Here is a 24,700-nt window from a genome sequence, read left to right on the forward strand (position 1 = left end):
TCTTTGCGCGCCGTGCGCACCATAGCCAAGAGTGATGGAGACTGATCGTTTTCTGCCCCTCGTGATTGGCATTCTGCTCGCGGCCTGGACGCTGGCGGCGGCCTGGGCGATCCTCGTTGCGCGGCGCCGCCAGAAACGTGCGGAAATGCAGCTTCGCTCGGCCCGGCGCCTTGCCCGCATGATCGAGGAGAGCCCGGCGCTCCCGCTGCTGGTCCGCTCGGACGGCCGGATCGAGGCCTCGCCCCGGCTGGCGCAGTGGCTCGGGCTCGATTCCGTGCCGCAGTACCTGACCGAACTCGACACCGGCGAGCGGGGCCTGCCCGCCGACAAGCTGACCGAGCTGGCCGAAGCGGTGCGCCGCACGCAAAAGACAGCCTCGCCGTTTCGTCTGGCCGCGACGCCGCGCAATTCCTCGCGCAGCCTGGCCTTGCGCGGGCACCTTGCCGATCCGCAGGTTTCGCCCGGCGGCGCGGCGCTGGTCTGGGTTTTCGACTTCTCCGAAAGCGAGAGTGAACTCAGCCGCCTGCGCGAAGAGGCCGCGCGCGCGCGCGGTGATTTCAGCGCGCTCGTCTCGCTGATCGAGGCTGCGCCCATGCCGATGTGGTTCCGCCGCCCCGATGGCGCGCTGCAACTCGTCAACCGCGCCTATGTCGACGCCGTGGGCGGGCAGAGTGCAGAACAGGTCGTCAACGCAGGGATCGAGCTGATCGAGACGGTCGAAGGCTTCACGCCGGGCGATGTCGCGCTGCAGGCGGCCGAGCGCAACGTGCCGGTCGAGCGCGTGGTCTCGACCACCATCGATGGCGAACGCCGGGCGCTGCGCGTCTCCGACCTCCCGCTCGGCGGCGAGGGTGTGGCCGGGTACGCGGTCGATATTGAAGACATGGAAGAGCTCTCGCGCTCGTTCCGGGCCTTCCGCGATGCACAGCGTGCACTGCTTGACCAGCTTTCGGCCGGTGTCGCCCAGTTCGACCGCCAGCGCCGCCTGTCTTTTGCCAACCAGCCTTTCCAGCGGGTGTTCAACCTGCCCGCGAGCGCCGAGCACGACCCGCCCGCCTTCGAGCGTCTGCTCGATGCCGCGCGTGATGCCGGGCGTGTGCCCGAAGTGCGCGACTTCCCGGCCTGGCGCCGCGAGAAGACGGCCTGGTTCCTTTCCGATGTCACTCGGGAAGAGGCCTGGACCCTGCCCGATGGCACCTACATGCGCATTGTCGCGCAGCCGCTTCCCGATGGCGGACTGCTGGTCATTGCCGAGGATCGCACCGAGCAGCTGCGCCTCTCGGCCATGCGCGATACGCTGCTGCGCACGCGCACGGCCATCGTCGACAGCCTCTTTGAATCCATTGCCGTGTTTGCGCCCGACGGCCGCATGCAGATCTGGAACCGGCGCTTTGCCAACGACTGGGGGCTGGAGAGTGATTTCCTCGACACCCACCCGCACGTCGAGACCCTGCTCAAGAAGATCGCGCCGCGCCTTCGCCGCGGGGCCGAGGCGGAGAAGGTGGGCAACGTGGTGCGCGCCTCCACGCTCGACCGCACGCAGAAAGGCGGGCGCATCGCGCTTTCCGATGGGCGTATCCTTGAGTTCGCAGGCGTTCCGCTGCCGGACGGGAACGGGCTTCTGGCTGTCCTCGACATCACCGATTCGCAAAAAGCCGAGGACGCCTTGCGCGAAAGCAACGCCGCGCTGGTCGAGGCCGATGCAATCAAGACGCGCTTCCTGGCGAGCATGAGCTATGAACTGCGCACCCCGCTCACCACCATCGGTGGCTTTGCCGAGATGCTGGATGCGGGCATCGGCGGAGACCTCAACGACAGCGGCAAGGAATACCTCGCCGCAATCCTCGCCTCGGTCGCGCAGTTGGGCGAGCATATCGAGAGCCTGCTCGACCTCTCGCAGAGCGAGGCGGGCATGCTGCCGCTGCGCAAGGAACCGCTCGAGCTCATGCCCTTCCTGCGCCAGGTGGCCGAGGAAAGGGCGGCCCGGCTCGACGCCATGGAGCTCACGCTCGACCTGCGCGCAGATGGCCTGCTGCGCCCGATCGAGGCGGACCGCAAGCGCCTTGCCCGGGCCGTTGGCGCGCTGCTCGACAACGCCATCGGCGCCTCGCCCAAGGGCGGACGCATCCTTTTGCAGGCCACGCGCAAGAGAAACGCGGCAGGTGCCGACGTCGTGCGTATCCAGGTCGAGGACAAAGGCGCAGGCATGGATGGCCGCACACTTGCCCGCGCGCTCGACGGGATGAAGGTGAGCGCGGACGGCAAGAGCGTGGAGCGCCGCCAGGGGCTCGGCCTGCCGCTGGCCCGCCAACTGATTGAGGCGCACGGCGGCACCCTGACCCTGCAATCCGAACCCGGCCAGGGCACCCAGGCCCTCGTGGAGCTGCCATGACTACGACACTCGAACTTCCTGACCTTGCCGCCATGGAGCGGCTGGGCAAGACGATTGCCGAGGCGCTGCGCCCCGGGGACGTGGTCGCGCTCGAAGGCGGGCTTGGCGCAGGCAAGACCACCCTTGCCCGCGCCATCGTCGCAGGGCTCGGGCACGAGGGCGAGGTTCCCTCGCCCAGTTTCGCGATCATCGAGGTCTACGAGCCGGGGCCGGACGGCACGGGTGTACGCCTGCCGCTGGTGCACGCCGATTTCTACCGCCTCGAACATCCCGACGAGGCCTACGAGATCGGTCTTGACGAATACCGCGAGGGGGCAGCCCTCATCGCCGAGTGGCCTGATCACGCCGGAGGCTTTGAACATGAGCCGGCTTGCCTCACGCTTGCGCTCGAAGTTGCGGATGCCGGGCGCATCGCCATTGCCCGGGGCGGGGCGGATTGGCTAGGGCGGATGCCGAAATGACAGACGCTGGTGTGACAGGCCCTGAAGGGCTCGATTCGTTTGTGGCCAAGGCTGGCTGGGGGGACGCGCGCGTGGAGCCGCTACCCGGCGATGCCTCGTTCCGCCGCTATTTCCGCTTGCGCCGGGGCGAGGATGCGTCGGCCATGCTGATGCACGCGCCCCCGCCGAATGAGGACCCGGTGCCGTTCCTGCGCGCCGCACGCTGGCTGGACGAGAATGGCCTGCGCCCGCCGCGTATCCTTGCCGAGGACGCCGCTCAGGGTTTCGTGCTGCTGGAGGACTTCGGCGATGCGCGCGTGCGTGACTATCTCGATGAGTGGCCGGGCGATGAAATGGCGATCTACACCGGTGCGGTGGACGCGCTGGTCCAGCTTCATGACCTTCCGGGCGGCCCGTTCAACGACTACACGCTGAGTGAATATCTGCGCGAGGCGAGGCTCTTTACCGAGTGGTACGTGCCCGCGCAGAAGCTCTACGTCGATGTCGAAGGTTATGCGAAGGCCTGGGAGACGGTGCTGGCCGACCTGTTGCCGCGCCAGCGCCCGGGTGTCGCGGTGCTGCGCGATTACCACGCCGAGAACATCATGCTTCTGGGATCGCTGGAAAAGCAGGGCCTGCTGGATTTCCAGGACGCGCTGGTCGGGCACCGCACCTATGATCTCGTCTCGCTGCTGCAGGACGCACGCCGCGACGTTTCGCCCGAGGTCGAGCAGGCCATGATCGCGCATTACGTGCGCGCGACCGGATGCGATCCGGAAGTGCTTCTGGCCGACTACGCGCGTCTTGGCGCCCAGCGTAACGCCAAGATCGTGGGCATCTTCGTGCGCCTGTGGAAGCGCGACGGCAAGCCGCGCTACCTCGACATGATCCCGCGCGTATGGGCGCATCTCGAACGCGATCTCGCGCATCCGGCGCTTGCCCCCGTCGCGGAGTGGTTCGCGGCCAACATCCCGGCCGAATTGCGCCTGGCCAGGGGCGGGAGCTTCGCGCTGTGAGCCGCGCCCCCCTTGCCAGCGATACCGCGATGATCCTGGCCGCAGGCCTGGGCAAGCGGATGCGTCCGCTCACCGCGACCCAGCCCAAGCCGCTCGTGCGCGTGGCGCACAAGGCGCTCATCGACCACGCGCTCGACAAGCTCGAGGCGGCGGGTATCGCGCAGGCCGTGGTCAACGTGCACTATATGGCCGATGCCCTGGAAGGGCATCTGGAGGTGCGCAAGGCAGGCCCGAAGACGGTCATTTCCGATGAACGCGCGCAGCTTCTGGAAACGGGCGGGGGCATGATCCATGCAGCCGACAAACTGCCCGATCCCTTCTTCTGCCTCAACAGCGACAACATCTGGCTCGATGGCCCCGAGAACGTCTTTGCCGATCTTTCGAATGGCTGGGACCCGGAGCGCATGGACGCGCTCCTGCTGATGGTGCCGCACGCTCGCGCGCGCAATTACCGGGGCGAGGGGGACTTCCACCTCGACGCCGAGGGGCGCGTTTCGCGCCGCAAGCCGGGCCGTGTCGCGCCCTTCATCTACACCGGCATCCAGATCGTTTCGAAGCGCCTCCTGCGCGAAGCGCCCGAGGGCCCGTTCTCGACCAACATCCTGTGGAGCCGCGCCATCGAGGAGGGCCGTCTTTTCGGCATCTCGCACCAGGGCGAATGGTTCGAGGTCGGAGAACCCGGCGCGATCAAGCCGACCGAAGAGTATCTCATTGGTGCCTGATCTGTTTGCGGCGGGGGAAGAGCCTTCGCCCAGTGTCTATTCGATTGCCGCCCACCGCGGGTTTGCCGATGCGCTCGTCGCCGGGCTCGTGCCGCGCTACGCCGATGCGGATCTGGGCCTTGCGCGGCTGACCCTGCTGCTGCCCAGCCGACGCACCGTGCGCACGGTGACCGAGGCCTTCGTGCGCTATGCGGGCGAGCAGGGGATGGGAGCCGAGGCGGCCGGCGGTGGGCGCGCGCCCACGGGCATGCTGCTGCCGCGCATGGCGGTGGTGGGCGATCTTGACCTCGACGAGGCGCTCGGGCCTCTGCTCGATCCTCTGGGCGCGGCGGACATTCCGCCCGCCTGTGATCCCACGCGCCGCTGGCTGCGTCTGGCCCATTACCTGCGCCATGTCGAAGGCGATGCAGCGGGCAAGGGGCCTGCGCTCCTGCGCCGTGCGTTCGAGCTTGGCAGCACCATGGACCGGCTTCTGGTCGAGGGTATCGCGCCGATCGATCTCCTTTCCGAAGAGGTCGTCGCTATCGTGGGTGACCTCTCCAAGCACTGGGAGGACAACACCCGCAGCTTCCTCAAGGTCCAGCAGTTCTGGATTGCCGAACTGGCCGGGCGCGGCGAGATCGACGCGCCCGAGCGGCGCAACCGTCTCTTCGCGCACGCCGCCGAGAGCTGGGCGGCGAACCCGCCCGAATTCCCCATCGTCGCGGCCGGTGTCACCAGCGCCTCGCCCGCGCTTGCGCGCCTGCTGCGGGTGGTGAGCGAACTGCGCGATGGCGCGGTCATCCTGCCCGATCTCGACCTCGGCCTCGATCCGGAGGTATGGGAGGAACTGGGCAGCGCGGGCAAACCGGCCGAGCCCGAGGACCCGCCGTTCGGGCGACACGACGCGGTCACGCACCCCCAGTATCACCTGAAGCTCCTGCTCAACCGCATGGGCCTGTCGCGCACGGACGTGCGGCCCTGGCACCGCTCGGGGATGGCGGCCTCACCGCCCGAGCGCAAGGCGGCGATTTCCAACCTCTTCCTGCCTCCCCGCGCGTCGGCTGCCTGGGTGAGCCTGCCCGCCGACAAGCGCCGCCTGTCCGACGTGCGGCTGATGGAGAGCGTCCATCCCGGCGAGGAAGCGCAGGCCATCGCGCTCCTCATCCGCGAGGCGCTGGAAACACCCGAACGCCGCGTCGCGCTGGTAACGCCCGACCGCGGCCTTGCCGCACGCGTTGTCTCGCACCTGGAACGCTGGGGGATCACCGCAGACGATACCGCAGGCCAGCCCCTGCCGCAGACGGCCGCCGGGCGCCTGTTCCTGTTGCTGGCCGAAGTGCTGGCCGAGCAGGGCGCCCCGGTTCCGCTCATCGCACTTCTTACCCATCCGCTCGCGGGGAGTGGTGAGGGCCGTGCGCGCTGGCTCGAATCCGCGCGTCGACTCGACTTGGAACTCCGCGGGCCGCGTCCGGCGGCCGGGCTCGCCCCTCTGGCTGCACTTGCCAAGGAAAACCGGCTCGGCACATGGTGGGAGAAGGTCGAGGCCTGCCTCTCGCCCCTGTTTGAACTCTACGCCGCCGAGCCGCTGGAAAAGGCGCTGGGCGTCCTCACCGAAGCGGCCGAGGCGCTGTGCGGGGAGAACTTGTGGACCGGCGCGGATGGCCGCGCGCTCAGTGCTTTCATCGAGGAACTGCGCGCCGGAGCCTCGGCGGCGGGTACGCTGGTCGATGCGCGTGATATCCACGCGGTGCTGCGCGATGCGATGGACCGTACCTCGGTACGTCCGCCCTGGGGCGGGCATCCGCGCGTCTCGATCTACGGCCTGCTCGAAGCGCGCATGAGCCGTGCCGATCTCGTCATCTGCGGCGGTCTCACCGAGGGTGTCTGGCCCGCCAGTCCGTCGCAGGATTCGCTCCTGCCACCGGCTGTCCTGCGCGCTCTGGGCGTGCCGGGCGCAGACTTCCGCATCGGCCTTGCCGCGCACGACCTTGCCGCCGCGCTGGGCGCGCCCGAGGTGGTGCTGAGCTGGGCGCAGCGTGATGAGGGCGGTCCCGTCATCCCCTCGCGCTTCGTTCTGCGCGTGAAGGCGATGCTGGGCGATCAGGTTGGGCGCCATCTGGAGCGCGAGATCCCGCGCCTCGCCCGCCTGATCGACGATGCACCGCGCGCCGCGCCGCATCCTCGCCCGCAGCCGATGCCCAGCGCCGAGCAACGCCGGGTCGCCGTCTCGGTCACCGGGCTCGACCGCCTGAGGGGGGACCCCTACCAGTTCTACGCCAGCGCGGTCCTCAAGCTGCGCAGCCTCGACAGCCTCGATGCGGAGCCGAGTGCGGCCTGGCGCGGCGAGATCGCGCACCTCATCATGCAGAAGTGGCACGAGGCGGGTGAACCCAGGGAGGGCCTCCACGCCATTGCGCACAAGGTGCTCGACGATGAGAGCGCCCACCCGCTGATGCGCGCCTTGTGGTGGCCGCGCCTGTCCGCCGCGCTGGAGACATTCGAGGGCCTTGTCCTTGCGGGCAAGGAGGAGGGCCGCGAGGTGCTGGGCGTCGAGAAGTGGGGCCGCATGGACTACCGCGACGTCACGATCCTGGGGCGGACCGACCGGCTCGACCGCAAGGCCGATGGCACCATCGCGGTGGTCGACTACAAGACCGGGCAGCCGCCCTCGGGGACGCGGGTCGAAGAGGGCTTCGCGCTCCAGCTTGGTGTCACTGGCCTCATCGTCGAGGCAGGTGGTTTCGAGGGCATCGCAGGTGATGTCACGGGCTTTGAATACTGGTCGATGGCCAAGGCCAAGGATGGCTCGATCGGCTATATGAACGAGCCGGTGCGCGAAGGCCGCAAGAAGTCGGGCCTCCTGCGTGAGGAGTTCCTCGACCGCACGCGCGAGTATCTGGACGATGCCTTGAACCGCTGGATACTGGGCAACGAGCCGTTCACCGCGCGCCTCAATCCCGACCTCGATCTCTACTCCGATTATGACCAGCTGATGCGCCTCGACGAATGGATTACCGGGCTGGGCAAGCCCGCCCGCAAGGAGGACACCCCATGAGCGGCCCGGCCAAGGTCTACCCGCTGCACGGCAACCAGATGCCCGCGGTGAACCCGCTCGACACCGTCTGGCTTTCGGCCTCGGCGGGGACGGGCAAGACGCAGGTGCTGTCTTCGCGCGTGCTGCGACTGCTGCTTCAGCCGGGGATCTCGCCCTCGCAGATCCTGTGCCTGACTTTCACCAAGGCGGGCGCCACCGAGATGGCCGCGCGCATCAACGGCACGCTCGCCGAATGGGTGCGCATGGAGGACGTCGAGCTTTTCCCGCGTCTCGAAGCCATTGGCGCGCCGACCGATGGTGCCACGATGGCGCGCGCGCGCACGCTCTTTGCCGCCGTGCTCGATTGCCCGGGCGGCGGGCTTCGTATCGACACCATTCACGCCTTCTCGCAGTGGCTGCTCGCGACCTTCCCTCTGGAAGCCGACCTCATCCCGGGCAGCCGCCCGATGGAGGACCGCGAACGCACGCTGCTTGCCAAACAGGTCCTCGCCGACCTGCTGGTCGAAGCCGAGGAAGACCCGCTCGGCGATCCGCAGCTGCTCGATGCGATCTCGGCGCTGTCGCTGCGCCACGGTCCCGATGCCGTGGTCGGTTTCCTGCTGCGCTGCGCCGGCGCGCGCGAGGTCTGGTTCGGGCCCGGAAGCTGGCAGGCGGGTGACATGCGTGCGCATGTCCTGCGCCTTCTGGAGCTTCCCCCGCAGGCCGACGCCGACATGCTGGCCGAGCTGTGCTCGGACGCGCGTTTCGACGTGGCTTCGCTGCGCCGCTGCATGGAGGTGAACCACGAGTGGGGCACCAAGACCGGCCTGGAAGCGGTCGACCGGATCAGCGAGTGGCTGCTGGGCAACCCGACCCAGCGCGCGGCCTCCATCGACGACATGGCCAAGGCCTTCCTCACCCAGAAGGGCGAGCCCAAGGCCAGCAAGTCGCAGGACAAGATCGAGCCGTCCTATCCCGATTACGCCGCGCGCGTGGTGGCGGGGATCGAGGGCGTGCGCACCTTGCGCGCGATGCTCGACCTTGTCGATCATCTGGTCCCGTCGCTGCGTCTGGGCCGCGCCTTCGCGATTGCCTGGGACGAGGCAAAGAGCCGCGAGGGGCTGATCGATTTCGACGATCAGATCCGCCGCGCCGCCTCGCTCCTCAAGGACAAGGCGCAGGCCGACTGGATTCGCTACAAGCTCGACCGCCAGTTCGACCACATCCTCGTCGACGAGGCGCAGGACACGAACGAGCAGCAGTGGGACATCATCTTCGCGATGGCGGAGGAGTTCTGGGCGGGTGCGGGCCAGCATGAGGACCGGCTGCGCACGCTTTTCGTCGTGGGCGACTACAAGCAGGCGATCTTCCGCTTTCAGGGCACCAGCCCGGAAAACTTCCGCAAGGCCGCGGGGCGGGTGAGGAGCCTGATGCGTGCCGCCGCGCGCAATGCCGCGCAGCTGCGCGCCGAATACGAACCGCGCGAGATGCAGGAACTGGGCCTCGAACGCAGTTTCCGGACAGCCCAGCCCGTACTCGATTTCGTCGACCAGGCGATTGCCGGGATCGGCCATGAACGCTTCGGCCTCGACCGGGCCGCGCAGCGCCACCAGGGCGAGGAGCGCCCGGGCTACGTCGCGCTGTGGCGTCCGGTCGGCTTCGATACGGGCGAAGACGAGGAGGCGCCGGAGGACCCCGGCGAGGGGGACGAGGGCGAGGAAACCTGGCTCTCCGGCCCCAACCGCCAGATGGCCGACCGTATCGCGCAGCAGGTGCGCGAGTGGCTAGACCCGCATGGCGACGGATTCACGCTCTCCAAGGGCAAGGTCCGGCGTGCGACGGCAGGCGATATCATGGTGCTGGTGCGCCAGCGCAAGGAGCTGGCCGGGCTCATCGTTGCGCGGCTCCACGCCGCGGGCGTGGATGTGGCCGGTGTCGACCGCCTGCGTCTCGGCGCGCCGCTCGCGGTCAAGGATCTGGTCGCGGCGCTGCGCTTTGCAGCCCAGCCGCTCGACGACCTGAACCTGGCGAGCCTGCTCGTCTCCCCGCTCGTCGGCTGGAGCCAGGAGCAGCTGCTTGCCCATGGCTACCGCGACAAGCACGTGCGCCTTTGGGACCACCTGCGCGCGTCTTCAGATGCCGAGGTTGGGCGTACGTTGCTCCAGCTGGGCGAACTGCTTGCGCTGGCCGATTACGAGCCGCCCCATGCGCTGCTGCAGTGGCTGCTCGTCGGCCCGTGGAACGCGCGGCGCAAGCTGATCGCGCGGCTGGGCAGCGAGGCAGGCGATCCCATCGACGAACTGGTCAACGCCGCGCGCGCCTATGCCGTGACCGACACGCCCAGCCTGGCCGGGTTCCTCGCCTGGTTCGAGGCGGGCGATGGCGAGCTGAAGCGCGAGGCGGACAACGCAGGCGGGCAGGTGCGCGTGATGACCGTACACGGCTCCAAGGGCCTGCAGGCGCCCATCGTGATTCTGGCCGATGCCACCGGCAATCCTGAAAGCGCGCGCGAAAGCGGCGTTTCGCTGCCCGATCCGCGCGACAAGAACCGGCGCATCCCGTTCCCCCCCCTCTCCAAGGCGGAGAAGGTCGGGCCGGTGGCCGAGGAAATCGCGCAGGCGCGCGAGGCGGACGAGCAGGAGCACTGGCGCCTCCTCTACGTCGCCATGACCCGCGCCGAGGAAGCGCTTTTCGTGGGCGGCGCGCTGGGTCCGCGCGACAAGGGCCAGCCTGCACCCAAGAGCTGGTACGCGCAGCTGCGCACCCTGTTCGAAGGGCAGGAGGAAGAGGCCGACGCGATCTGGGGCGGGGCCTTCACGCAAGGCTCGTTGGGCCCCTTCGTGCCAATGCGCGCGGCACCGGCCGAGCTTCCCCTGCGTGCGCCTCTGCCCGAGTGGACGGGACGCGCACCTGCCGCCGAACCGCGCCCGCCGCGCCCGCTCGCGCCCTCGGCGCTGGGTGAGGAGGATGCGCCCGATCCGCCGTTTCCGCCCGGAGCCGGGCAGCAGGCCGCGCGCCGGGGTACGGTGCTGCACGCGCTTCTGGAGCGCCTTCCCGCACTTGCGCCCGAACAGCGCGAGGCCGAGGCCGAACGCTGGCTCAAGCGCAACGCGAAAGATCTGCCGACAGAGATGCGTGGGGCGATCCTGGCGGATGCTCTGGGCGTGGTGGCCAATCCTGCTTGGGCCGAGATTTTCGGGCCGGACAGCCTTGCCGAAGTACCGGTGGCCGCCATTGTCGGCGGACAGGTGGTGGCGGGCACGATTGACCGGCTCGTGATCGGGCCCGACCGGGTGCGGCTGGTCGACTACAAGACCTCGCGCCGTCCGCCCGCTTCGCTGGGCGAGGTTCCGCGTGGGGTTCTGCGCCAGATGGCGGCCTATGCCGCCGCTCTCGAACAGACCTTCCCGGGCCGCGATGTCGAGGTTGGTATCCTCTATACCTCGAGCCCGCAGCTCATCGAGGTGCCCAGCGACGTGCTCGAGGCGCACAAGCCCGCCTTGGCGGCAACGCAGTAAAGCTTTCGGTCCCAGCCGTTGCCAGCGGCGCTTTCATCCCTAGATTGACGATCAAACACCGTTTCGAGGAGTTCTCCCAATGCCCACGATTGCCGTAACCGATTCCAGCTTCGAAGATGACGTCCTCAAGTCCGAGACGCCTGTTCTCGTCGATTTCTGGGCCGACTGGTGCGGTCCGTGCAAGATGATCGGCCCGGCTCTCGAAGAGATCTCGGACGAGCTCGACGGTAAGGTCAAGATCGCCAAGATGGACATCATGGCCAACACCGAAGTGCCCGGCCAGATCGGCGTGAAGTCGATCCCGCTGATGGTGTTGTTCAAGAACGGCGAGGCCGTTGCCCAGAAGCTGGGTGCCGCGCCCAAGAACGCGCTCAAGGGCTGGATCGAAAGCGAGATCTGATCGCGCCTGATTTAAGCTCCTTCCAGAGCTTTGCCGAACCCCTTCCGCGCCCCGGTGCGGGAGGGGTTCAGTGCATCTGGAGAGCGAGCTTGGCGAAATCCGCCCACAGTTCGGGCGAGGCGGCGCCGACGAGATCGCGGCGTTCGTATTCGTCGACACGGTACGGGGAACCGTCGGGGCGCGCGGCCATGCCGCCCGCTTCGTTGAGGAACAGGACGCCCGCCGCGTGGTCCCAGGGGAGCGTGCGGTTGAACATCGAGACATCGTTGGTGCCCAGCACCAGGCGCGGGTACTGCTCGGCCGCGCAGCGCGGGATATCGACGAGGCTGTAGTGCGGCGCGGCCAGCGCCATGAATTTCTCGCGCGTGCCCTCTTCCATGAACAGCGTCGAGATTGCCGCGACGGGCGGGGTCTCACCGCTGGTGCGTGCCTGGATGCGGTAGTCGCCGATATGGGCGCCCTTGCCGAGGCCTGCGTGGCAGAAGCGTCCGGTCAGCGTGTCGAGGATCCAGCCGCCGATGGTCTCGCCCTTGTCGGCAAGCGCGACGAGCACGCCGAAGGGGGCTTTGCCTTGCGAGAAGTTCATCGTCCCGTCGAGCGGATCGACGATCCAGCACAGGTTGTCCTTGAGCTTTTCCATCACCGTGGGATCGGCGGCGACGGCCTCTTCGCCCACGACACAGGCTTCGGGCAGGATCTGCGAGAGGCGGGCGGTCAGGATCGCCTCGCTCTCCTGGTCGGCGATGGTGACGACATCGTTCACCCCCTTGTCCATGATCTGGTCGAGCTCGAGCTTGCGGTAGCGCGCCTTGATGGCCCGGTCCGAGGCTTCGCGCATGACGGTTTCGACGGCGCGGGTCAGGGCAGGGGTGATCATGGGAGGGACCTTTCGGGTCTGGCTCAGGAGAGGGGGAGGGCGACGTGCTCTGCGTAGGCCGGGCGTTCCAGGAGACGCTGGTACCAGGCGTGGACGCGGGGCAGGTCGGCGGTTTCGGGCGCGAGCGTGAACCACGAGTGGATGAACGGGCCCATCGCGATGTCCCCGACGCCGATCTGGTGGCCCGAGAGCCACGGCGTTGTCGCAAGCTGGGCATCCAGTACCGCCAGCAGGCGCTCACAGGCGGCCTTCGAGGCTGCAATGGCGGCGGTGTCGCGCGCCTCTTCGGGTGTGCGCACGAGGCCAAGGTACATGTCCTTCTGCGCCGCGGCGTAGCCGGTCTGCCAGTCCATCCAGCGCTCGGCGAGGGCACGGTCGATGGGGTCTGCGAGGTACCAGCGCGGGCCGCCGTATTCGGCCGCCATGTAGCGCACGATACTGTTGGATTCCCACAAGGTCAGCTTGCCGTCCGCGATGGTCGGGATCAGCCGGTTGGGGTTTTGCGCGAGGTATTCCTCGGAAAAGCCGAAGGACCCGCCCATGTCGATGCGCGTGAAGGCGAGGCCCAGTTCGGCGGCGAACCAGACCACCTTCTTCACGTTGTGCGAATCGGGCCGCCCCCAGATGCGGAAGAAAGGCTCGGTCATGGGGCGCTGTGCCTTAGCTGCGGTAGTCGGCGTTGATCGAGATGTAGCCGTGCGTGAGGTCGCAGGTCCACACCGTCGCCTGGCCTTCGCCAAGCCCCAGATCCACCTCGATGGTGACATCCTGGCCCTTGAGGTGGGCGGCGACCGGTGCCTCGTCGTAGTCGGCCAGCGGCAGGCCTTCCTTCGCGGCCCAGGTGCCCCCGAAGCCGATGGAAAGCGTGTCGCGGTTGGCCGGTTCCCCGGCCTTGCCCACGGCCATGACGACGCGGCCCCAGTTCGCGTCCTCACCCGCGATGGCGGTCTTCACCAGCGGCGAGTTGGCAATCGCCATGCCGACCTTGCGCGCGCTCTCGTCCGAAACCGCGCCCGTCACCGAGACGGCGATGAACTTGTTGGCACCCTCGCCATCGCGCACGACGAGGTGGGCGAGCTGGCGGCACACGTCCTGGATCGCGGCGGCAAAGGCATCGGCGCCCGGGCTCTGCGCGGTGACGAGCGGCGCATTGCCCGCCTTGCCGGTCGCAAAGGCGAGCACGGTGTCGCTGGTCGAGGTGTCGGAATCGACCGTGATGCACGAGAAGCTGCGCAAGTTCGCGGCCGAGAGGCATTCCTGCAGGAAGGCCGGTTCCACCGCCGCATCAGTGAAGATGTAGCCCAGCATCGTGGCCATGTCGGGCGCAATCATGCCCGAACCCTTGATGATGGCGCCCAGCGTGACCTTGGTGTCGCCGATCATGGCCGTTGTACTCGCGCCCTTGGCGAAGGTGTCGGTCGTCGCGATGGTGTTCGCGGCCTCTTCCCAGGTGCAGGGCGCGGCGGAGAAGGCCTTTTCAACACCCTCGCGCGCCTTGTCCTTGGGGAGCGGCACGCCGATCACGCCGGTCGAGGAAACGAACACTTCCTCGCGCGGACAGCCGAGGTTCCCGGCGACCTGGTCCATGATCTGCTCGACCGCCTCGCGCCCGCGATAGCCCGTGAAGGCGTTGGAATTGCCCGCATTCACTACCAGCGCACGGGCGGTGCCCCGCTTCACGTTCTCGCGGCCGATCTCGACCTCGGACGAACAGCATAGGTTCTTGGTGAAGACGCCGGCGACCGCGGTCCCCTCGGTAAAGGTCACGTAGGTGAGGTCACAGCGGCCCCAGTCCTTGTACCCCGCGCGCACGACATGCGGGGTCACGCCTGCAATGGCAGGCACTTCGGGGAAGGGCTGGGCGAGCGGGCTGACGGGATGACTCATGGCAAATGCGCCTAACGCATGGCCCCGCAAGGTCAAGTATCGGCGAGGAAGCGGCCGAAATTTGGGACCAATTGCGCTTGGTAGTGGACAGTGGTGATGAGGGTTACTATCTCCCCGGCATGGCCAATCGCCTGCTATTGACCCTGCTCGCCCTCCTGACGGGCCTTGCCGCCCATGCCGAGGCGCCGCAGGCGCGCGCCGGTCAGGTGCCTACCGCGCAGCAGGTGGCGCTTCTGGTCGAGACTGGACAGGCACGGGCGCCCCGTGCGCCCGTGGCGCTGGCCCGTCTTCCCGAACCGGGGCTTCGCAATACGCGCCTTGTCGCGCTCTCGGCCCAGCCGGGACAGCCCGCAGCGCCGCGCGTTCGGGCCGCGCAGACCGGGATTGACCGCGCGCGCGAATAACGCGCGCCGCCAACATGAATTTTGCCGCCCCACCGGAGCGGCCTTTTCCGCGTGCGCCTGGTGCCCTGTGTGAGGGACCTTCGTACCGCGTGATCACCACCTATTCCAAATTCTCCTAAAAACAGGGATTCCCGCCATGCTCGGCGCACTCGTCAAGAACATCTTCGGCTCGTCCAACGAGCGCCACGTCAAGTCTCTGCGCAAGGTCGTCGACCAGATCAACGCGTTCGAACCCGCCATCGAGGCGATGAGCGATGAGGAGCTCGCGGCGCAGACCCCCAAGTTCCGCGAGATGCTCGCGAACGGCTCCACGCTCGATGACCTTCTTCCCGAAGCGTTCGCCACCGTGCGCGAGGCCTCGCGCCGCGTCTTTGGCATGCGCCACTTCGATGTGCAGATGATCGGCGGCATTGTCCTTCACCGCGGCGAGATCGCGGAAATGCGCACGGGTGAGGGCAAGACACTGGTCGCAACGACCGCCACCTACCTCAACGCGCTGGAAGGCAAGGGCGTTCACGTCATCACCGTGAACGACTATCTGGCTCGCCGTGACGCCGAGGAAATGGGCCGCCTGCACAACTTCCTGGGCCTCACCATCGGCGTCATCGTCCCCAATCTGGACGAGTTCCAGCGCCGCGAGGCCTATGCCGCAGACATCACCTACGGCACGAACAACGAGTTCGGGTTCGACTACCTGCGCGACAACATGAAGCATGAGCGCAGCCAGATGGTGCAGCGCGAGTTCAACTTCGCGATCGTCGACGAGGTCGACTCGATCCTGATCGACGAGGCGCGCACCCCGCTCATCATCTCGGGGCCGACCGACGACAAGTCCGAGCTCTACATCGCGGTCGACGCCGTGGTGAAGCAGCTTTCGGACGAGGACTACGAGAAGGACGAGAAGACCAAGAACATCACGCTGACCGAAGACGGCGTGGAGAAGGTCGAGCGCATTCTCGAATCCGAGGGTCTGCTGGAAGGTTCCAACCTCTACGACGTCGAGAACACCCAGGTCGTCCATCACCTCGACCAGGCGCTCAAGGCCGTGGTCATGTTCAAGCGCGACACCGACTACATCGTGAAGGACGACAAGGTCGTCATCATCGACGAGTTCACGGGCCGCATGATGGATGGACGCCGCTGGTCGAATGGTCTGCACCAGGCCGTCGAGGCCAAGGAAGGCGTCAAGATCGAGCCGGAGAACCAGACGCTCGCCTCGATCACCTTCCAGAACTACTTCCGCATGTACCCCAAGCTTTCGGGCATGACCGGTACCGCGGCGACCGAGGCGGCCGAATTCTTCGACATCTACAAGATGAACGTCGTCACCATCCCGACGAACAAGCCGATTGCGCGCATCGACGAGGAAGACGAGTTCTACAAGAACACGATGGACAAGTTCGCGGCCATCGCGAAGCTGATCCGCGACAAGCACGAGATCGGGCAGCCGGTGCTGGTGGGCACGGTCTCGATCGAGAAGTCGGAACTGCTCTCGGACTTCCTCAACAAGGAGGGCGTGAAGCACTCGGTCCTCAACGCCCGCTTCCACGAGATGGAAGCGCACATCGTGGCGCAGGCGGGCCGTCTGGGCGCGGTGACCATCGCCACCAACATGGCCGGGCGCGGGACCGACATCCAGCTGGGCGGTAACCTTGAGTTCCGTATCGAAGCCGAACTTGCCGACATGCCCGAAGGGCCCGAGCGCGAAGCCGGTGTCGCCCGCATCAAGGAGGAAATCGCGGCCGAAAAGGCGCAGGTGCTGGAAGCTGGCGGCCTGTGCGTGATCGGTACCGAGCGCCACGAAAGCCGCCGCATCGACAACCAGCTGCGCGGCCGTTCGGGCCGTCAGGGCGACCCCGGGCTTTCCAAGTTCTACCTGTGCCTCGAAGACGATCTCCTGCGCATCTTCGGCCCCGACACGCTGTTCTCCAAGATGATGAACAGCAACCTTGCCGATGGTGAGGCGATCGGTTCCAAGTGGCTTTCCAAGGCCATCGAGACCGCGCAGAAGAAGGTCGAGGCGCGCAACTACGAAGTGCGCAAGCAGGTCGTCGAATACGACGACGTGATGAACGACCAGCGCAAGGTCATCTACGAGCAGCGCTCGGATATCATGGACGCAGAAGCGCTCGACGACGTCGTGCTCGACATGCGCCACGACACGGTCAACACGCTCGTGGCCGAGGCCTGCCCGCAAGGCTCCTACCCCGAGCACTGGAACATCGAGGGCCTCAAGGAGCGCGCCAAGGAAATCCTGGGCGTCGAGGCTCCCATCGACGCGTGGGTCGAGGAAGACGGCATCGATCCCGAAGGCATCGAAGAACGCCTTGCCGAACTTGCCGACGCGCACATGTCGGCCAAGATGGAAAAGGACGACCCTGCAATCTGGCGCCAGGTTGAAAAGTCGATCCTGCTCGATCGTCTGGACCACCACTGGAAGGACCACCTCGCCACGCTCGACGCGCTGCGCCAGGTCGTGTTCCTGCGTGCCTACGCGCAGAAAACCCCGATCAACGAGTACAAGCAGGAAGCCTTTGGCCTCTTCGACTCCATGCTCTCGGCCATCCGCGAGGATGTGACCCGCATCCTGGCGATCAGCGAACTGCGCATGCCCGAGCCGATCCAGGAGCCGAGCCTGCCCGAACTGCCCGACTTCCTGACCGGGCACATCGATCCGCTGACGGGCCTCGACAATTCGAACGACGGCGACGGTTCGGCGCTCAACCCCGCGCTGTTCGGCTCGCTTGCGGGCAGCCCGCAGGCGACCGCAAGTCCGGGCGGCACGGCCGAGAACCCCTATGCGGACATGGATCTCAGCCGCAACGCGCCGTGCCCTTGCGGTTCGGGCAACAAGTACAAGCACTGCCACGGCGCGCTCGTCTGAGCCTACGGCCGACCGGCTGGATAGGATGAAGGCCCGGCTCCCGCAGATTGTGGGAGCCGGGCCTTCGTGCATTTGGGGGGAGCAGTATGTCCGGCCCGCTGGTCAGACCGGCATGTCGATGAAGGTCCCGTGCGCGATGGTGTGGAGGTAGCTGTCGGCGTCCTCCTGCCCATAGGCGCTGGCCACCAGCGGAATGGCGCGCGCGCTGCCGCTGTCATCGAGTGTCTCCTCCTGCGGCTCCGCTGATGGCGCGAAAGTGCGCACGAGCGCCTGGCGGATCGCGCGGGCGTCCTCGGCGCTCAGCTTCCCGCTCGCCACATCGCTGTCGATGCGCCGGGCGAGCGCGGTGCGGAAGGCGTCGGCATCGAGCGTGCGCGTGGCGATGGCGGCCGCTTCCTGCGTGAGGTCGCGTATCTCGCTTTCGACATAAGCTACCCTCTGCGCGGCAAGTCCGCTTCCGCGCAGCAGGTTGGTCACTTCGGCCCCGGATACGACAGCACTGATGCTCATGTCCCTCACCTCGCGTTTCCCGTCGTTCGCATGATGGCACCGCAAAAAGATTGCAAACCTGCAAGCGGGGTAGTCCGCAGAGTTCCGGGGGACGCTCAGGTGGGCTCGCGGGTCACCGGGTCGAACGGGGGATAGAGCTCGTAGATCTCCAAGGCCGGATCGAAATGGTCCCAGGGCAGGGCGTCCTTGCCGTAGATGACGTTTTCGGGGGTGACCTCTCCGGGTTCATCGAGCGATCCGGCCTGGATCATCACGTTTTCACCCGGCAGTGCGCCCGAGGTGAAGATGCGCCCGCCGCAGGTGCCGCAAAAGTGGCGCGAAACCGCGCCGCCGCTCTCGCCGACGCTGGTGTAGATCGCCGGCTCGCCTTCGATGCGAAGCTGGTCGCGCGCGATCCCGACGATGGTCGTGTGTCCGGTTCCGGTTGCCTTCTGGCAGTCCCGGCAACAGCACTGCGTCTCGAACAGACTGGGGCCCGTCACACGGTACCGGATCGCGCCGCACAGGCATCCCCCGCCGTATTCACGGTTCGCTTTCAGCATCCTCTTTCCTCTTCCATTTCGGTTCTTGTCGTTGGGAGCAAGGCTAACAGCGATGCTCCGGCCTGCCTATCGGTACGAGAGACCTTCAGAATGCCACACCCAGTTCCAGACCAAGTGTGCGCGGGCGCGGGGCGAAGACCTGGCGCGCGCCCAGCGAGGTGGCCAGCACCTGATCGGGGCGGTGCGTGTCGAGCGCGTTGCGCAGGCTTAGCGACAGGTCCCAGCCGCTGCGCTCCACCCCCACCGCCAGATCGAGGCTCGCCCGCGCGGGCGTTCGGGCGTAGCTTGATTGGAGGGTATTGAACTGCGAGGCAAAGCCGCTCGAGGCCACGGCGTCGAGGCGTCCCCACAGCCGTGTTCCCGAGGTGAGGCGGCGCTCGTAGGCCAAGCCGAACGAGGCGGCGAGGCGCGGGATCATCGGCACCCGGTCGCCTGCGAAAAGCTGCCCCAGCGTGCCGGCCCGTTCCTGGTCGCGGGCGACGCGGGCATCGGTCCAGCTGGCGGAAAGGGCAAGCGTGAGCTCGTCGCTGGCCTGCCAGTGCGCGTTCGCTTCCGCGCCGTCGATCACGATCGAGCCGATGTTGGTGTTATAGACGAAGGCGCTGTTGGGGCTCGAGGCGTTGTAGATCATGTCCGACCAGCCGATGTGGTAGAGCGCGCCTTGCAATTCGATCCCGGCGCGGGGGAGGCCAAGGCGCAGGCCCACTTCGTAGCTGCGCAGCGAATCGGCAGCGTAACTGCGGTTCTCCTCGCTTAGCGAAGGGGTGATGTTGACGCCGCCCGGGCGGAAGCCATCGGCCATCTGCAGGTAGGCCACGAGATCGGGCGAGGGGCGCCAGGTCGCCTGCAGCTTGAGGTTCGAACCGCTCTCGCGCGTGCTGAAGCGGCCCGGGGCAATATCCGCGGTGCCCGTGATGAGGTTGGGGGTGAAGATGTCGCCCCTTGCGGTCTTGCCGTAGTGGAACAGGCGCAGGCCTGCGGTCAGGCGGACGCGGGGGGAAAGGTCGTAGGAGGCTTCGCCAAACAATGCGGTCTGGTTGAGGCCGGTCCAGATGGCCCGTGCCCCGGTGATGTCGAGCGGGCGTACCAGCAGGCCCGAGGCTGCATCGGCGCGGGCGGTGATGCTGTCGACGCGGTCACGCCGGGTTTCGGCAAAAAGCCCCAGGGTGAGCGAGGTGCGGGCGAGGGCCTCGCTGTGGAAGCGCACTTCGCCGTTTGCGCTGGTGACCCACATCGGCTGATAGAGGATCGCGGGAAGACGCGTCGAAACGAAGGCGCGATAGGCCTCCCATTGCGTCTGCGTACAGCTGGCACCCTGGCCAAGTCCTGCGTGGCGCAGGCAACTGGCCGGATTGTCGACAAGCCCTGCAAGGACGTCGCTGAAGTCGCTCTGGCGTAGGACCTTCCAGCGATAGAATGTCGCAAGCGCTGTCAGTGTGCCCCAGTCGCTGCGCCAGTCGAGAGCGGCGTTGGCGAGGTTGAGCGTGTTCGCATTGGGGGTGCGAACGGCAAGGTCATTGGTTCGCGCGCCGTCACGGTCATCGAAGAACTGCGCACCGTTGCTGCGGGTTTCCTGATGGAAGTACGAGATCTTGAGGTCGAGATCGGGCCTGGGCGTCCAGACGAGGGCCAGGCGTGCCCCCTGGCGCTCGGTTCCGCCCTGATTGGCAAGAGCGAAGCGGGGGTGGTCGATGTAGCCCCCCGTCGTGCGGTCATAGGCCACTGCGCGTAGCGCAAGCGTGTCGGAGGCAAGCGGAAGGTTGACCATGGCCGAGAGGTGATGGCCGGGGCTGCCATGCCGGGTAATCGAGGCCCCGCCGCGCACTTCGCCGGAAGCCCCCGTCGCATCGGGCGTGTTGAAGAGGAAGCGTAAGGTGCCCCCCATCGAGCTTGCCCCGTAAAGGGTCCCCTGCGGGCCGCGCAGGATCTCGATGCGGGCAAGATCGACCAGTTCGAGATCGAGCGCGATGCCGCCCGGGTCGAACGTCGTGCCCGAGGGGCCGCTGACGGGGGAATCGCCGTAGTAGACGCCGACCGTCGGCTCGCCGCGCCCGTAAACGCCGCGCAGGGTGAGGCGGCTCGCTGCGCTGTTGTTCTGCGCGATGTTGAGCGAGGGCGTGGCCTGCGCGAGCGTGGCAAGACCGTCGATGCCCCGCTGGCGCTGGAGCTGGGCGCCGATCACCGTGAGATCGGCGGCGCTCTGGGCAAGCAGGGTCGGGTACTTGAAGGCGGTGACGAGAATGTCCGGACGCGGGCTTTCGAGCCCCTGCGGGCGCACACCATCCGGGGACTCGTCGTGAGCGGAGACGAGCGGGGGCGCGGCGGGGGATGCGGGAACGATGAGGATGGCGCCGGAGTCCAGCTTGCGGGCCGAGAGGCCGCTTCCGGCAAGGATCCGGGTCAGGGCCTCGTCGATGGTATGGCGGCCCGTCAGCGGCGGGGCCTGTTTTCCGACTACCAGTTCGGGGGCGAAAAGGATCTGCACGCCGCTCTGGCGGGCAAATAGGACGAGGGCGAGCCGCAAGGGGCCTGCCGCGATCGTGTAGGGCGCGGCCGGAGCGCGCGCCGCGGCGATCTGCGGCAGTGCGAAGAGGAGGCCGATCTGCAGCGCCAGGGCGCAGCGCAACAGCACGCGATGCACGCGCGTCCGGTCAGCGAAACCGGTCCTGTTCCTGTCCCTCATGTGCTGCGTGCCCTGTCGCGAGAGAGCCCGATTCCCCCCTGGTCGTGAATACTATCTTCTCTGCTTGACCCACCAATTTCAATATGTTGTTCTTCAATGCGAGAAGAGTATTCATTGGGGGAAGATGTCTGCCGGACAGGGGGTGGACATGGGGCTTCGTTTGAGTGTCATTCGCCCTCGTGAGGCGGATCACAGGGATACAGTCGTGGGTGCCGTGCGCGATTTTCTTGCGCGGCGCGTCGGTCTTCAGGAGGCCGAGGACATGGTCCAGGAGGTCGCTCTGCGCCTGCATCAGCGGCGCGGCGACAACCGGATCGAATCGCTGGAAAGCTATGCGTTTCAGGTGGCGCGCTCGGTGCTGACCGACCGTTGGCGGCGTGAGGCCGTGCGCCAGCGCGAGGCGCATGTCTCGCTCGAGGACTACCATCATCCGGTCGAGGAAATCTCCCCTGCGCGCGTGCTCGAAGGCAAGCAGCGGCTCGCCAGCGTGATGGTCTCGCTGCGCGATCTGCCGGATCGGACACGGCAGGTCTTCGTCCTTCACCGCTTCGAAGAAATGAGTTATGCGGCCATCGCATCGCACTTCGGTATTTCGGTCAGCGCAGTTGAAAAGCATATCATGAAGGCTATTCGCCACCTCAGCGCCTGCGTGGGAGAGTAATTCCCCATGACAGGTACGTGCGTTAACGACGCAGCCGCCTCCTGGTATGCCAGCCTCTCCAGCGATCATGTGGAGCCGTCCGAACGCGCGGCGTTCGAAGCATGGTACGCGGCCGATCCCGCGCACCGCACGGCCTGGGACCGGGTTGAGCGCGCCGCGCAGTTGGCGGACGAAGCGGCGCTGTCCGAAGAGGCCCGGCTTCTTGTTGCCGAGGCCCTGGCTGCTCCGGCGCGTGGGGAAGTGCAGGGGGATGGCGAAGACGACGCTGCGGACTGGATCGAAGCGGCTTGGACCTATGGCGAAGAGCCTCAGGCGGCGCCGGAACGGGGCGCGCGCCGGCTGGTTCTCGCCTCCTTGCTGGCGGCGGTGCTGGGTATCGGCTCGCTGACGTTTCTGGCCTACCAGGGGGGCATCGGCGGCAGCGCAGGCGCGCCCGAGGCGCGTATTCTTGCGACGAGCCGGGGTGAGGCTCCGCAGGCCTTCACGCTTGAGGATGGGAGCGAGGTTACGCTCGATGCCGCCTCGAAGGTGCGTGTCCTGCCCGGACAAGTAGGCCGCACGCTGGAGCTGACGCAGGGGCAGGCGTATTTTCGCGTGGCCAAGGACGCCGCGCATCCCTTCACGGTGACCTCGGGCGGGTACCGGGTGACTGCGCTTGGCACCGAGTTCGACGTGGATCTGCGCGGGGATGGCCTCGATGTGGGCCTCGTGGAGGGGCGCGTGAAAGTGGAAGCGGTTGCCCAGAGCGATCACAGCTGGACGCTGGAGCCGGGAATGGTGCTCTCCATCCGTGGCGGCGACGCGCAGCTGCTCGAGGGGCAGGCATCCGATACGCGCAGTTGGATGGACGGGCGCATCAGCTTCGACAACGCGCCGCTCGGCGATGTCGTCGCCCGGCTCAACCGCCATCTCGCGCAGCGCCTGGTGCTGGACCCGGCGCTGGAGCACCGCGTCTTCAGCGGCGTGGTGCGCACGGACGATCCGGCGGCGCTGATCGAGGCGCTGGAAGCCTACCAGATCGCGCGGCCCGACACGGATGCGGACGGTGAGACGCGGCTCGTCCCGTATTGATGGGAAAAGAATGATTCCGAGGGCCATCGCCCTCGGGCTCCCAAAACGGTCGAACTCACCTCTCTCAGCCTGAGCGGCTTTGCATAGGTGAGGTCGACCGTTTTGGGGTCAAGGGGCGATGGCCCCTTGAATCTTCCCCTTCTACGTTCTGACCGTTTGGATCCGCTCTCCCCTATTCCGAAGCGGTCTTGCGATAGTCGAGCGGCGGCGGGCGGTCGCCGATCATGGCCTCGTATTTGAAATCGGCACCGCGGCGTTTCTCGAACTCGGTCGTGGCCTCGGCGATTTCGGCGGGGCTCACCAGCAGTTCGGCGGCGGTGAGAGCCAGGGTCTTGGCCGCGACCATTGCGCCCTTGAGGCCGATGGTGGAGCCGGCCGCTGCGGTGTTCTGCCAGCTGTGTCCGGCCGAACCCGGCACGAAGGTCGCGGTCGAGAGGCCGACGGTCGGCTTGACCCAGCTGACATCGGCAACATCGGTAGAGCCCGACATGGCCTTTCCCTCGATCACGGCGGGCTGGATTTCACCCACGCTTTCAAGCGGCACGGCGCGGTTCTTGAAGCTCTCCTGGAGCTTGCGGGCAAAGGCGGTTTCCTCGGCCGTCCAGGTGATCGCACCGGCCTTGTGCAGCGAGCGGTCCATGACCTTCATCAGGGTCTCGTTGGGCAGGAGCGAATAGACGCCCCCGGTCTGTTCGAAGTCGACGCTGGTCTGGGTCCCCATGGCCGCACCTTGCGAGGCTTCGCGCACCCAGCCCATGACATCGCGCACGACCTGCGGATCGACGTGGCGCACGTAGTAGTAGACCTCGGCCTCGTCAGGCACGACGTTGGGCGCCTTGCCGCCATTGGTGATGACATAGTGGATGCGCGTTCCATCGGGAATGTGCTCGCGCATCATGTTGACCATGGTGTCCATCGCCTCGACGCCGTCGAGCGCGGAGCGGCCAGCCGCGGGGGCCCCGGCGGCGTGCGAGGAGCGGCCGTGGAAGCGGAACTTGCCCGAGATATTGGCAAGGCTGGGGCCTTGCGCGGCTGAATTGGTGTTGCCCGGGTGCCAGTGGAGCGCGATGTCGATGTCATCGAACACACCGTCGCGCACCATGTAGGCCTTGCCCGAGCCGCCTTCTTCGGCCGGGGTGCCGTAGACGCGCACTTCGCCCTTGATGCCGTTCGCCTCCATCCACTCCTTCACCGCGATCCCCGCGTAGGTCGAGGCGGTGCCGAAGAGGTTGTGGCCGCATCCATGACCGCCTTCGGTTTCGAGCGGCTGGCGCACGGGAGAGGCGGCCTGCGAAAGGCCGGGCAGGGCGTCGTACTCGGCCAGGAGCGCGATCACCGGGCCCTCGCCAGTGCGGTAGCTGGCGACGAAGGCGGTGGGTTCGCCCGCAATGCCCGCCTTCACGGTGAACCCGGCCTGAGCAAGGCGCGACTGGAGGAGGCTGGAGCTCTGTGTCTCGAGGTAGCCCAGTTCGGCGTAGTCCCAGATCTTGAGCGCGGTTTCATCGAAGACCGCCTTGTCGTTTTCCAGCGCGGCTAGGATCTGGTCCTGCTGGGTTTCGGGAATGGGGGCGGCGAGTGCAGGAGTGGTGAGGGCGGTGCTTGCCGCCAGCAGCGCGGCACCGGCCACGCGGCGCAGGCCACGAAGGGGGATGGGAAGGAAGGTCATGTGCTGTCCTT

18 protein-coding genes are annotated in these 24,700 nt (G+C 67.1%); 11 read left to right on the top strand and 7 right to left on the bottom strand.

The features are described 5' to 3' along the window. The first annotated feature begins 34 nt into the window (after nucleotides 1-34). The 7 genes from MTR65_RS04605 to trxA all read left to right on the top strand — a co-directional run bounded on the left by MTR65_RS04605 (nucleotide 35) and on the right by trxA (nucleotide 11,504). Nucleotides 35-2,392: a sensor histidine kinase gene (locus MTR65_RS04605; RefSeq protein WP_243797569.1), complete on the top strand. Its 2,358-nt coding sequence runs from the start codon at nucleotides 35-37 to the stop codon at nucleotides 2,390-2,392. Then, nucleotides 2,389-2,853 (top strand): tRNA (adenosine(37)-N6)-threonylcarbamoyltransferase complex ATPase subunit type 1 TsaE, encoded by a 465-nt coding sequence (gene tsaE / locus MTR65_RS04610; RefSeq protein ID WP_243797572.1) that lies wholly within the window; start codon nucleotides 2,389-2,391, stop codon nucleotides 2,851-2,853. Before MTR65_RS04605 ends, tsaE begins: the two co-directional genes overlap by 4 nt. Then, nucleotides 2,850-3,848, top strand: coding sequence for an aminoglycoside phosphotransferase family protein (locus tag MTR65_RS04615; protein WP_243797574.1), 999 nt, complete (start codon nucleotides 2,850-2,852; stop codon nucleotides 3,846-3,848). The genes tsaE and MTR65_RS04615 overlap by 4 nt, the downstream gene beginning before the upstream one ends. Then, nucleotides 3,845-4,570: a nucleotidyltransferase family protein gene (locus MTR65_RS04620; protein ID WP_243797576.1), complete on the top strand. Its 726-nt coding sequence runs from the start codon at nucleotides 3,845-3,847 to the stop codon at nucleotides 4,568-4,570. Before MTR65_RS04615 ends, MTR65_RS04620 begins: the two co-directional genes overlap by 4 nt. Further along, a complete protein-coding gene (gene addB / locus MTR65_RS04625; protein WP_243797579.1) occupies nucleotides 4,563-7,607 on the top strand; it encodes a double-strand break repair protein AddB in 3,045 nt (1,014 codons plus the stop codon). The genes MTR65_RS04620 and addB overlap by 8 nt, the downstream gene beginning before the upstream one ends. Continuing rightward, nucleotides 7,604-11,104, top strand: a complete 3,501-nt coding sequence (gene addA / locus MTR65_RS04630; protein WP_243797581.1) for a double-strand break repair helicase AddA — start codon at nucleotides 7,604-7,606, stop codon at nucleotides 11,102-11,104. Before addB ends, addA begins: the two co-directional genes overlap by 4 nt. A 79-nt stretch (nucleotides 11,105-11,183) precedes the next feature. Beyond that, nucleotides 11,184-11,504 carry a thioredoxin gene (gene trxA / locus MTR65_RS04635; protein ID WP_039392795.1) on the top strand — a complete coding sequence of 107 codons (321 nt, stop codon included), beginning with the start codon at nucleotides 11,184-11,186 and terminating at the stop codon, nucleotides 11,502-11,504. A 67-nt stretch (nucleotides 11,505-11,571) separates the two neighbouring features. Here the strand turns inward: trxA and MTR65_RS04640 are convergent, their stop codons facing one another. From MTR65_RS04640 to argJ, 3 genes are read right to left on the bottom strand one after another with little or no spacing between them, the layout of a single operon-like run. Then, nucleotides 11,572-12,381 carry an inositol monophosphatase family protein gene (locus tag MTR65_RS04640; protein ID WP_243797583.1) on the bottom strand — a complete coding sequence of 270 codons (810 nt, stop codon included), beginning with the start codon at nucleotides 12,379-12,381 and terminating at the stop codon, nucleotides 11,572-11,574. A gap of 23 nt (nucleotides 12,382-12,404) precedes the next feature. Then, the gene (locus MTR65_RS04645; RefSeq protein ID WP_243797585.1) at nucleotides 12,405-13,028 is read right to left on the bottom strand and encodes a glutathione S-transferase family protein; all 624 of its coding nucleotides are present in this window, start codon (nucleotides 13,026-13,028) and stop codon (nucleotides 12,405-12,407) included. Between the two features lie 13 nt (nucleotides 13,029-13,041). Continuing rightward, on the bottom strand, nucleotides 13,042-14,268 hold the full coding sequence (gene argJ / locus MTR65_RS04650) for a bifunctional glutamate N-acetyltransferase/amino-acid acetyltransferase ArgJ (protein ID WP_243797587.1): 1,227 nt from the start codon (nucleotides 14,266-14,268) through the stop codon (nucleotides 13,042-13,044). An 83-nt stretch (nucleotides 14,269-14,351) separates the two neighbouring features. Here argJ and MTR65_RS04655 point away from each other — a divergent pair, with 83 nt between their 5' ends. Together MTR65_RS04655 and secA are read left to right on the top strand one after the other, a co-directional pair. Then, nucleotides 14,352-14,672, top strand: a complete 321-nt coding sequence (locus MTR65_RS04655) for a hypothetical protein (protein ID WP_243797808.1) — start codon at nucleotides 14,352-14,354, stop codon at nucleotides 14,670-14,672. A 136-nt stretch (nucleotides 14,673-14,808) separates the two neighbouring features. Then, on the top strand, nucleotides 14,809-17,556 hold the full coding sequence (gene secA / locus MTR65_RS04660) for a preprotein translocase subunit SecA (RefSeq protein WP_243797589.1): 2,748 nt from the start codon (nucleotides 14,809-14,811) through the stop codon (nucleotides 17,554-17,556). 102 nt (nucleotides 17,557-17,658) lie between these two features. On the opposite strand, the gene MTR65_RS04665 is transcribed toward secA, so the two are convergent. From MTR65_RS04665 to MTR65_RS04675, 3 genes are all read right to left on the bottom strand, one after another. Next, nucleotides 17,659-18,066, bottom strand: coding sequence for a hypothetical protein (locus tag MTR65_RS04665; protein WP_243797591.1), 408 nt, complete (start codon nucleotides 18,064-18,066; stop codon nucleotides 17,659-17,661). A gap of 95 nt (nucleotides 18,067-18,161) precedes the next feature. Continuing rightward, on the bottom strand, nucleotides 18,162-18,608 hold the full coding sequence (locus MTR65_RS04670; RefSeq protein ID WP_243797594.1) for a GFA family protein: 447 nt from the start codon (nucleotides 18,606-18,608) through the stop codon (nucleotides 18,162-18,164). A gap of 85 nt (nucleotides 18,609-18,693) precedes the next feature. Next, entirely contained in the window at nucleotides 18,694-21,291 is a 2,598-nt protein-coding gene (locus MTR65_RS04675) for a TonB-dependent receptor (RefSeq protein WP_243797597.1), read from the bottom strand. Between the two features lie 148 nt (nucleotides 21,292-21,439). Here MTR65_RS04675 and MTR65_RS04680 point away from each other — a divergent pair, with 148 nt between their 5' ends. Then, nucleotides 21,440-21,952 (top strand): RNA polymerase sigma factor, encoded by a 513-nt coding sequence (locus tag MTR65_RS04680; protein ID WP_268739255.1) that lies wholly within the window; start codon nucleotides 21,440-21,442, stop codon nucleotides 21,950-21,952. A gap of 6 nt (nucleotides 21,953-21,958) precedes the next feature. Beyond that, on the top strand, nucleotides 21,959-23,023 hold the full coding sequence (locus MTR65_RS04685) for a FecR family protein (protein WP_243797601.1): 1,065 nt from the start codon (nucleotides 21,959-21,961) through the stop codon (nucleotides 23,021-23,023). A 172-nt stretch (nucleotides 23,024-23,195) separates the two neighbouring features. On the opposite strand, the gene MTR65_RS04690 is transcribed toward MTR65_RS04685, so the two are convergent. Next, a complete protein-coding gene (locus MTR65_RS04690; RefSeq protein ID WP_243797603.1) occupies nucleotides 23,196-24,689 on the bottom strand; it encodes an amidohydrolase in 1,494 nt (497 codons plus the stop codon). Between the last annotated feature and the right edge of the window lie 11 nt (nucleotides 24,690-24,700).

This window comes from Novosphingobium mangrovi, from assembly GCF_022818885.1.
Lineage (GTDB): Bacteria > Pseudomonadota > Alphaproteobacteria > Sphingomonadales > Sphingomonadaceae > Novosphingobium > Novosphingobium mangrovi.

Coding starts and splice junctions, on each gene's coding strand:
- MTR65_RS04645 (WP_243797585.1), bottom strand. CDS start 13,028: ATGACCGAGCCTTTCTTCCGCATCTGGGGGCGGCCCGATTCGCACAAC.
- MTR65_RS04675 (WP_243797597.1), bottom strand. CDS start 21,291: ATGAGGGACAGGAACAGGACCGGTTTCGCTGACCGGACGCGCGTGCAT.
- MTR65_RS04665 (WP_243797591.1), bottom strand. CDS start 18,066: ATGAGCATCAGTGCTGTCGTATCCGGGGCCGAAGTGACCAACCTGCTG.
- secA (WP_243797589.1), top strand. CDS start 14,809: ATGCTCGGCGCACTCGTCAAGAACATCTTCGGCTCGTCCAACGAGCGC.
- MTR65_RS04615 (WP_243797574.1), top strand. CDS start 2,850: ATGACAGACGCTGGTGTGACAGGCCCTGAAGGGCTCGATTCGTTTGTG.
- MTR65_RS04640 (WP_243797583.1), bottom strand. CDS start 12,381: ATGATCACCCCTGCCCTGACCCGCGCCGTCGAAACCGTCATGCGCGAA.
- trxA (WP_039392795.1), top strand. CDS start 11,184: ATGCCCACGATTGCCGTAACCGATTCCAGCTTCGAAGATGACGTCCTC.
- addA (WP_243797581.1), top strand. CDS start 7,604: ATGAGCGGCCCGGCCAAGGTCTACCCGCTGCACGGCAACCAGATGCCC.
- tsaE (WP_243797572.1), top strand. CDS start 2,389: ATGACTACGACACTCGAACTTCCTGACCTTGCCGCCATGGAGCGGCTG.
- MTR65_RS04690 (WP_243797603.1), bottom strand. CDS start 24,689: ATGACCTTCCTTCCCATCCCCCTTCGTGGCCTGCGCCGCGTGGCCGGT.
- argJ (WP_243797587.1), bottom strand. CDS start 14,268: ATGAGTCATCCCGTCAGCCCGCTCGCCCAGCCCTTCCCCGAAGTGCCT.
- MTR65_RS04680 (WP_268739255.1), top strand. CDS start 21,440: ATGGGGCTTCGTTTGAGTGTCATTCGCCCTCGTGAGGCGGATCACAGG.
- MTR65_RS04685 (WP_243797601.1), top strand. CDS start 21,959: ATGACAGGTACGTGCGTTAACGACGCAGCCGCCTCCTGGTATGCCAGC.
- MTR65_RS04605 (WP_243797569.1), top strand. CDS start 35: ATGGAGACTGATCGTTTTCTGCCCCTCGTGATTGGCATTCTGCTCGCG.
- MTR65_RS04670 (WP_243797594.1), bottom strand. CDS start 18,608: ATGCTGAAAGCGAACCGTGAATACGGCGGGGGATGCCTGTGCGGCGCG.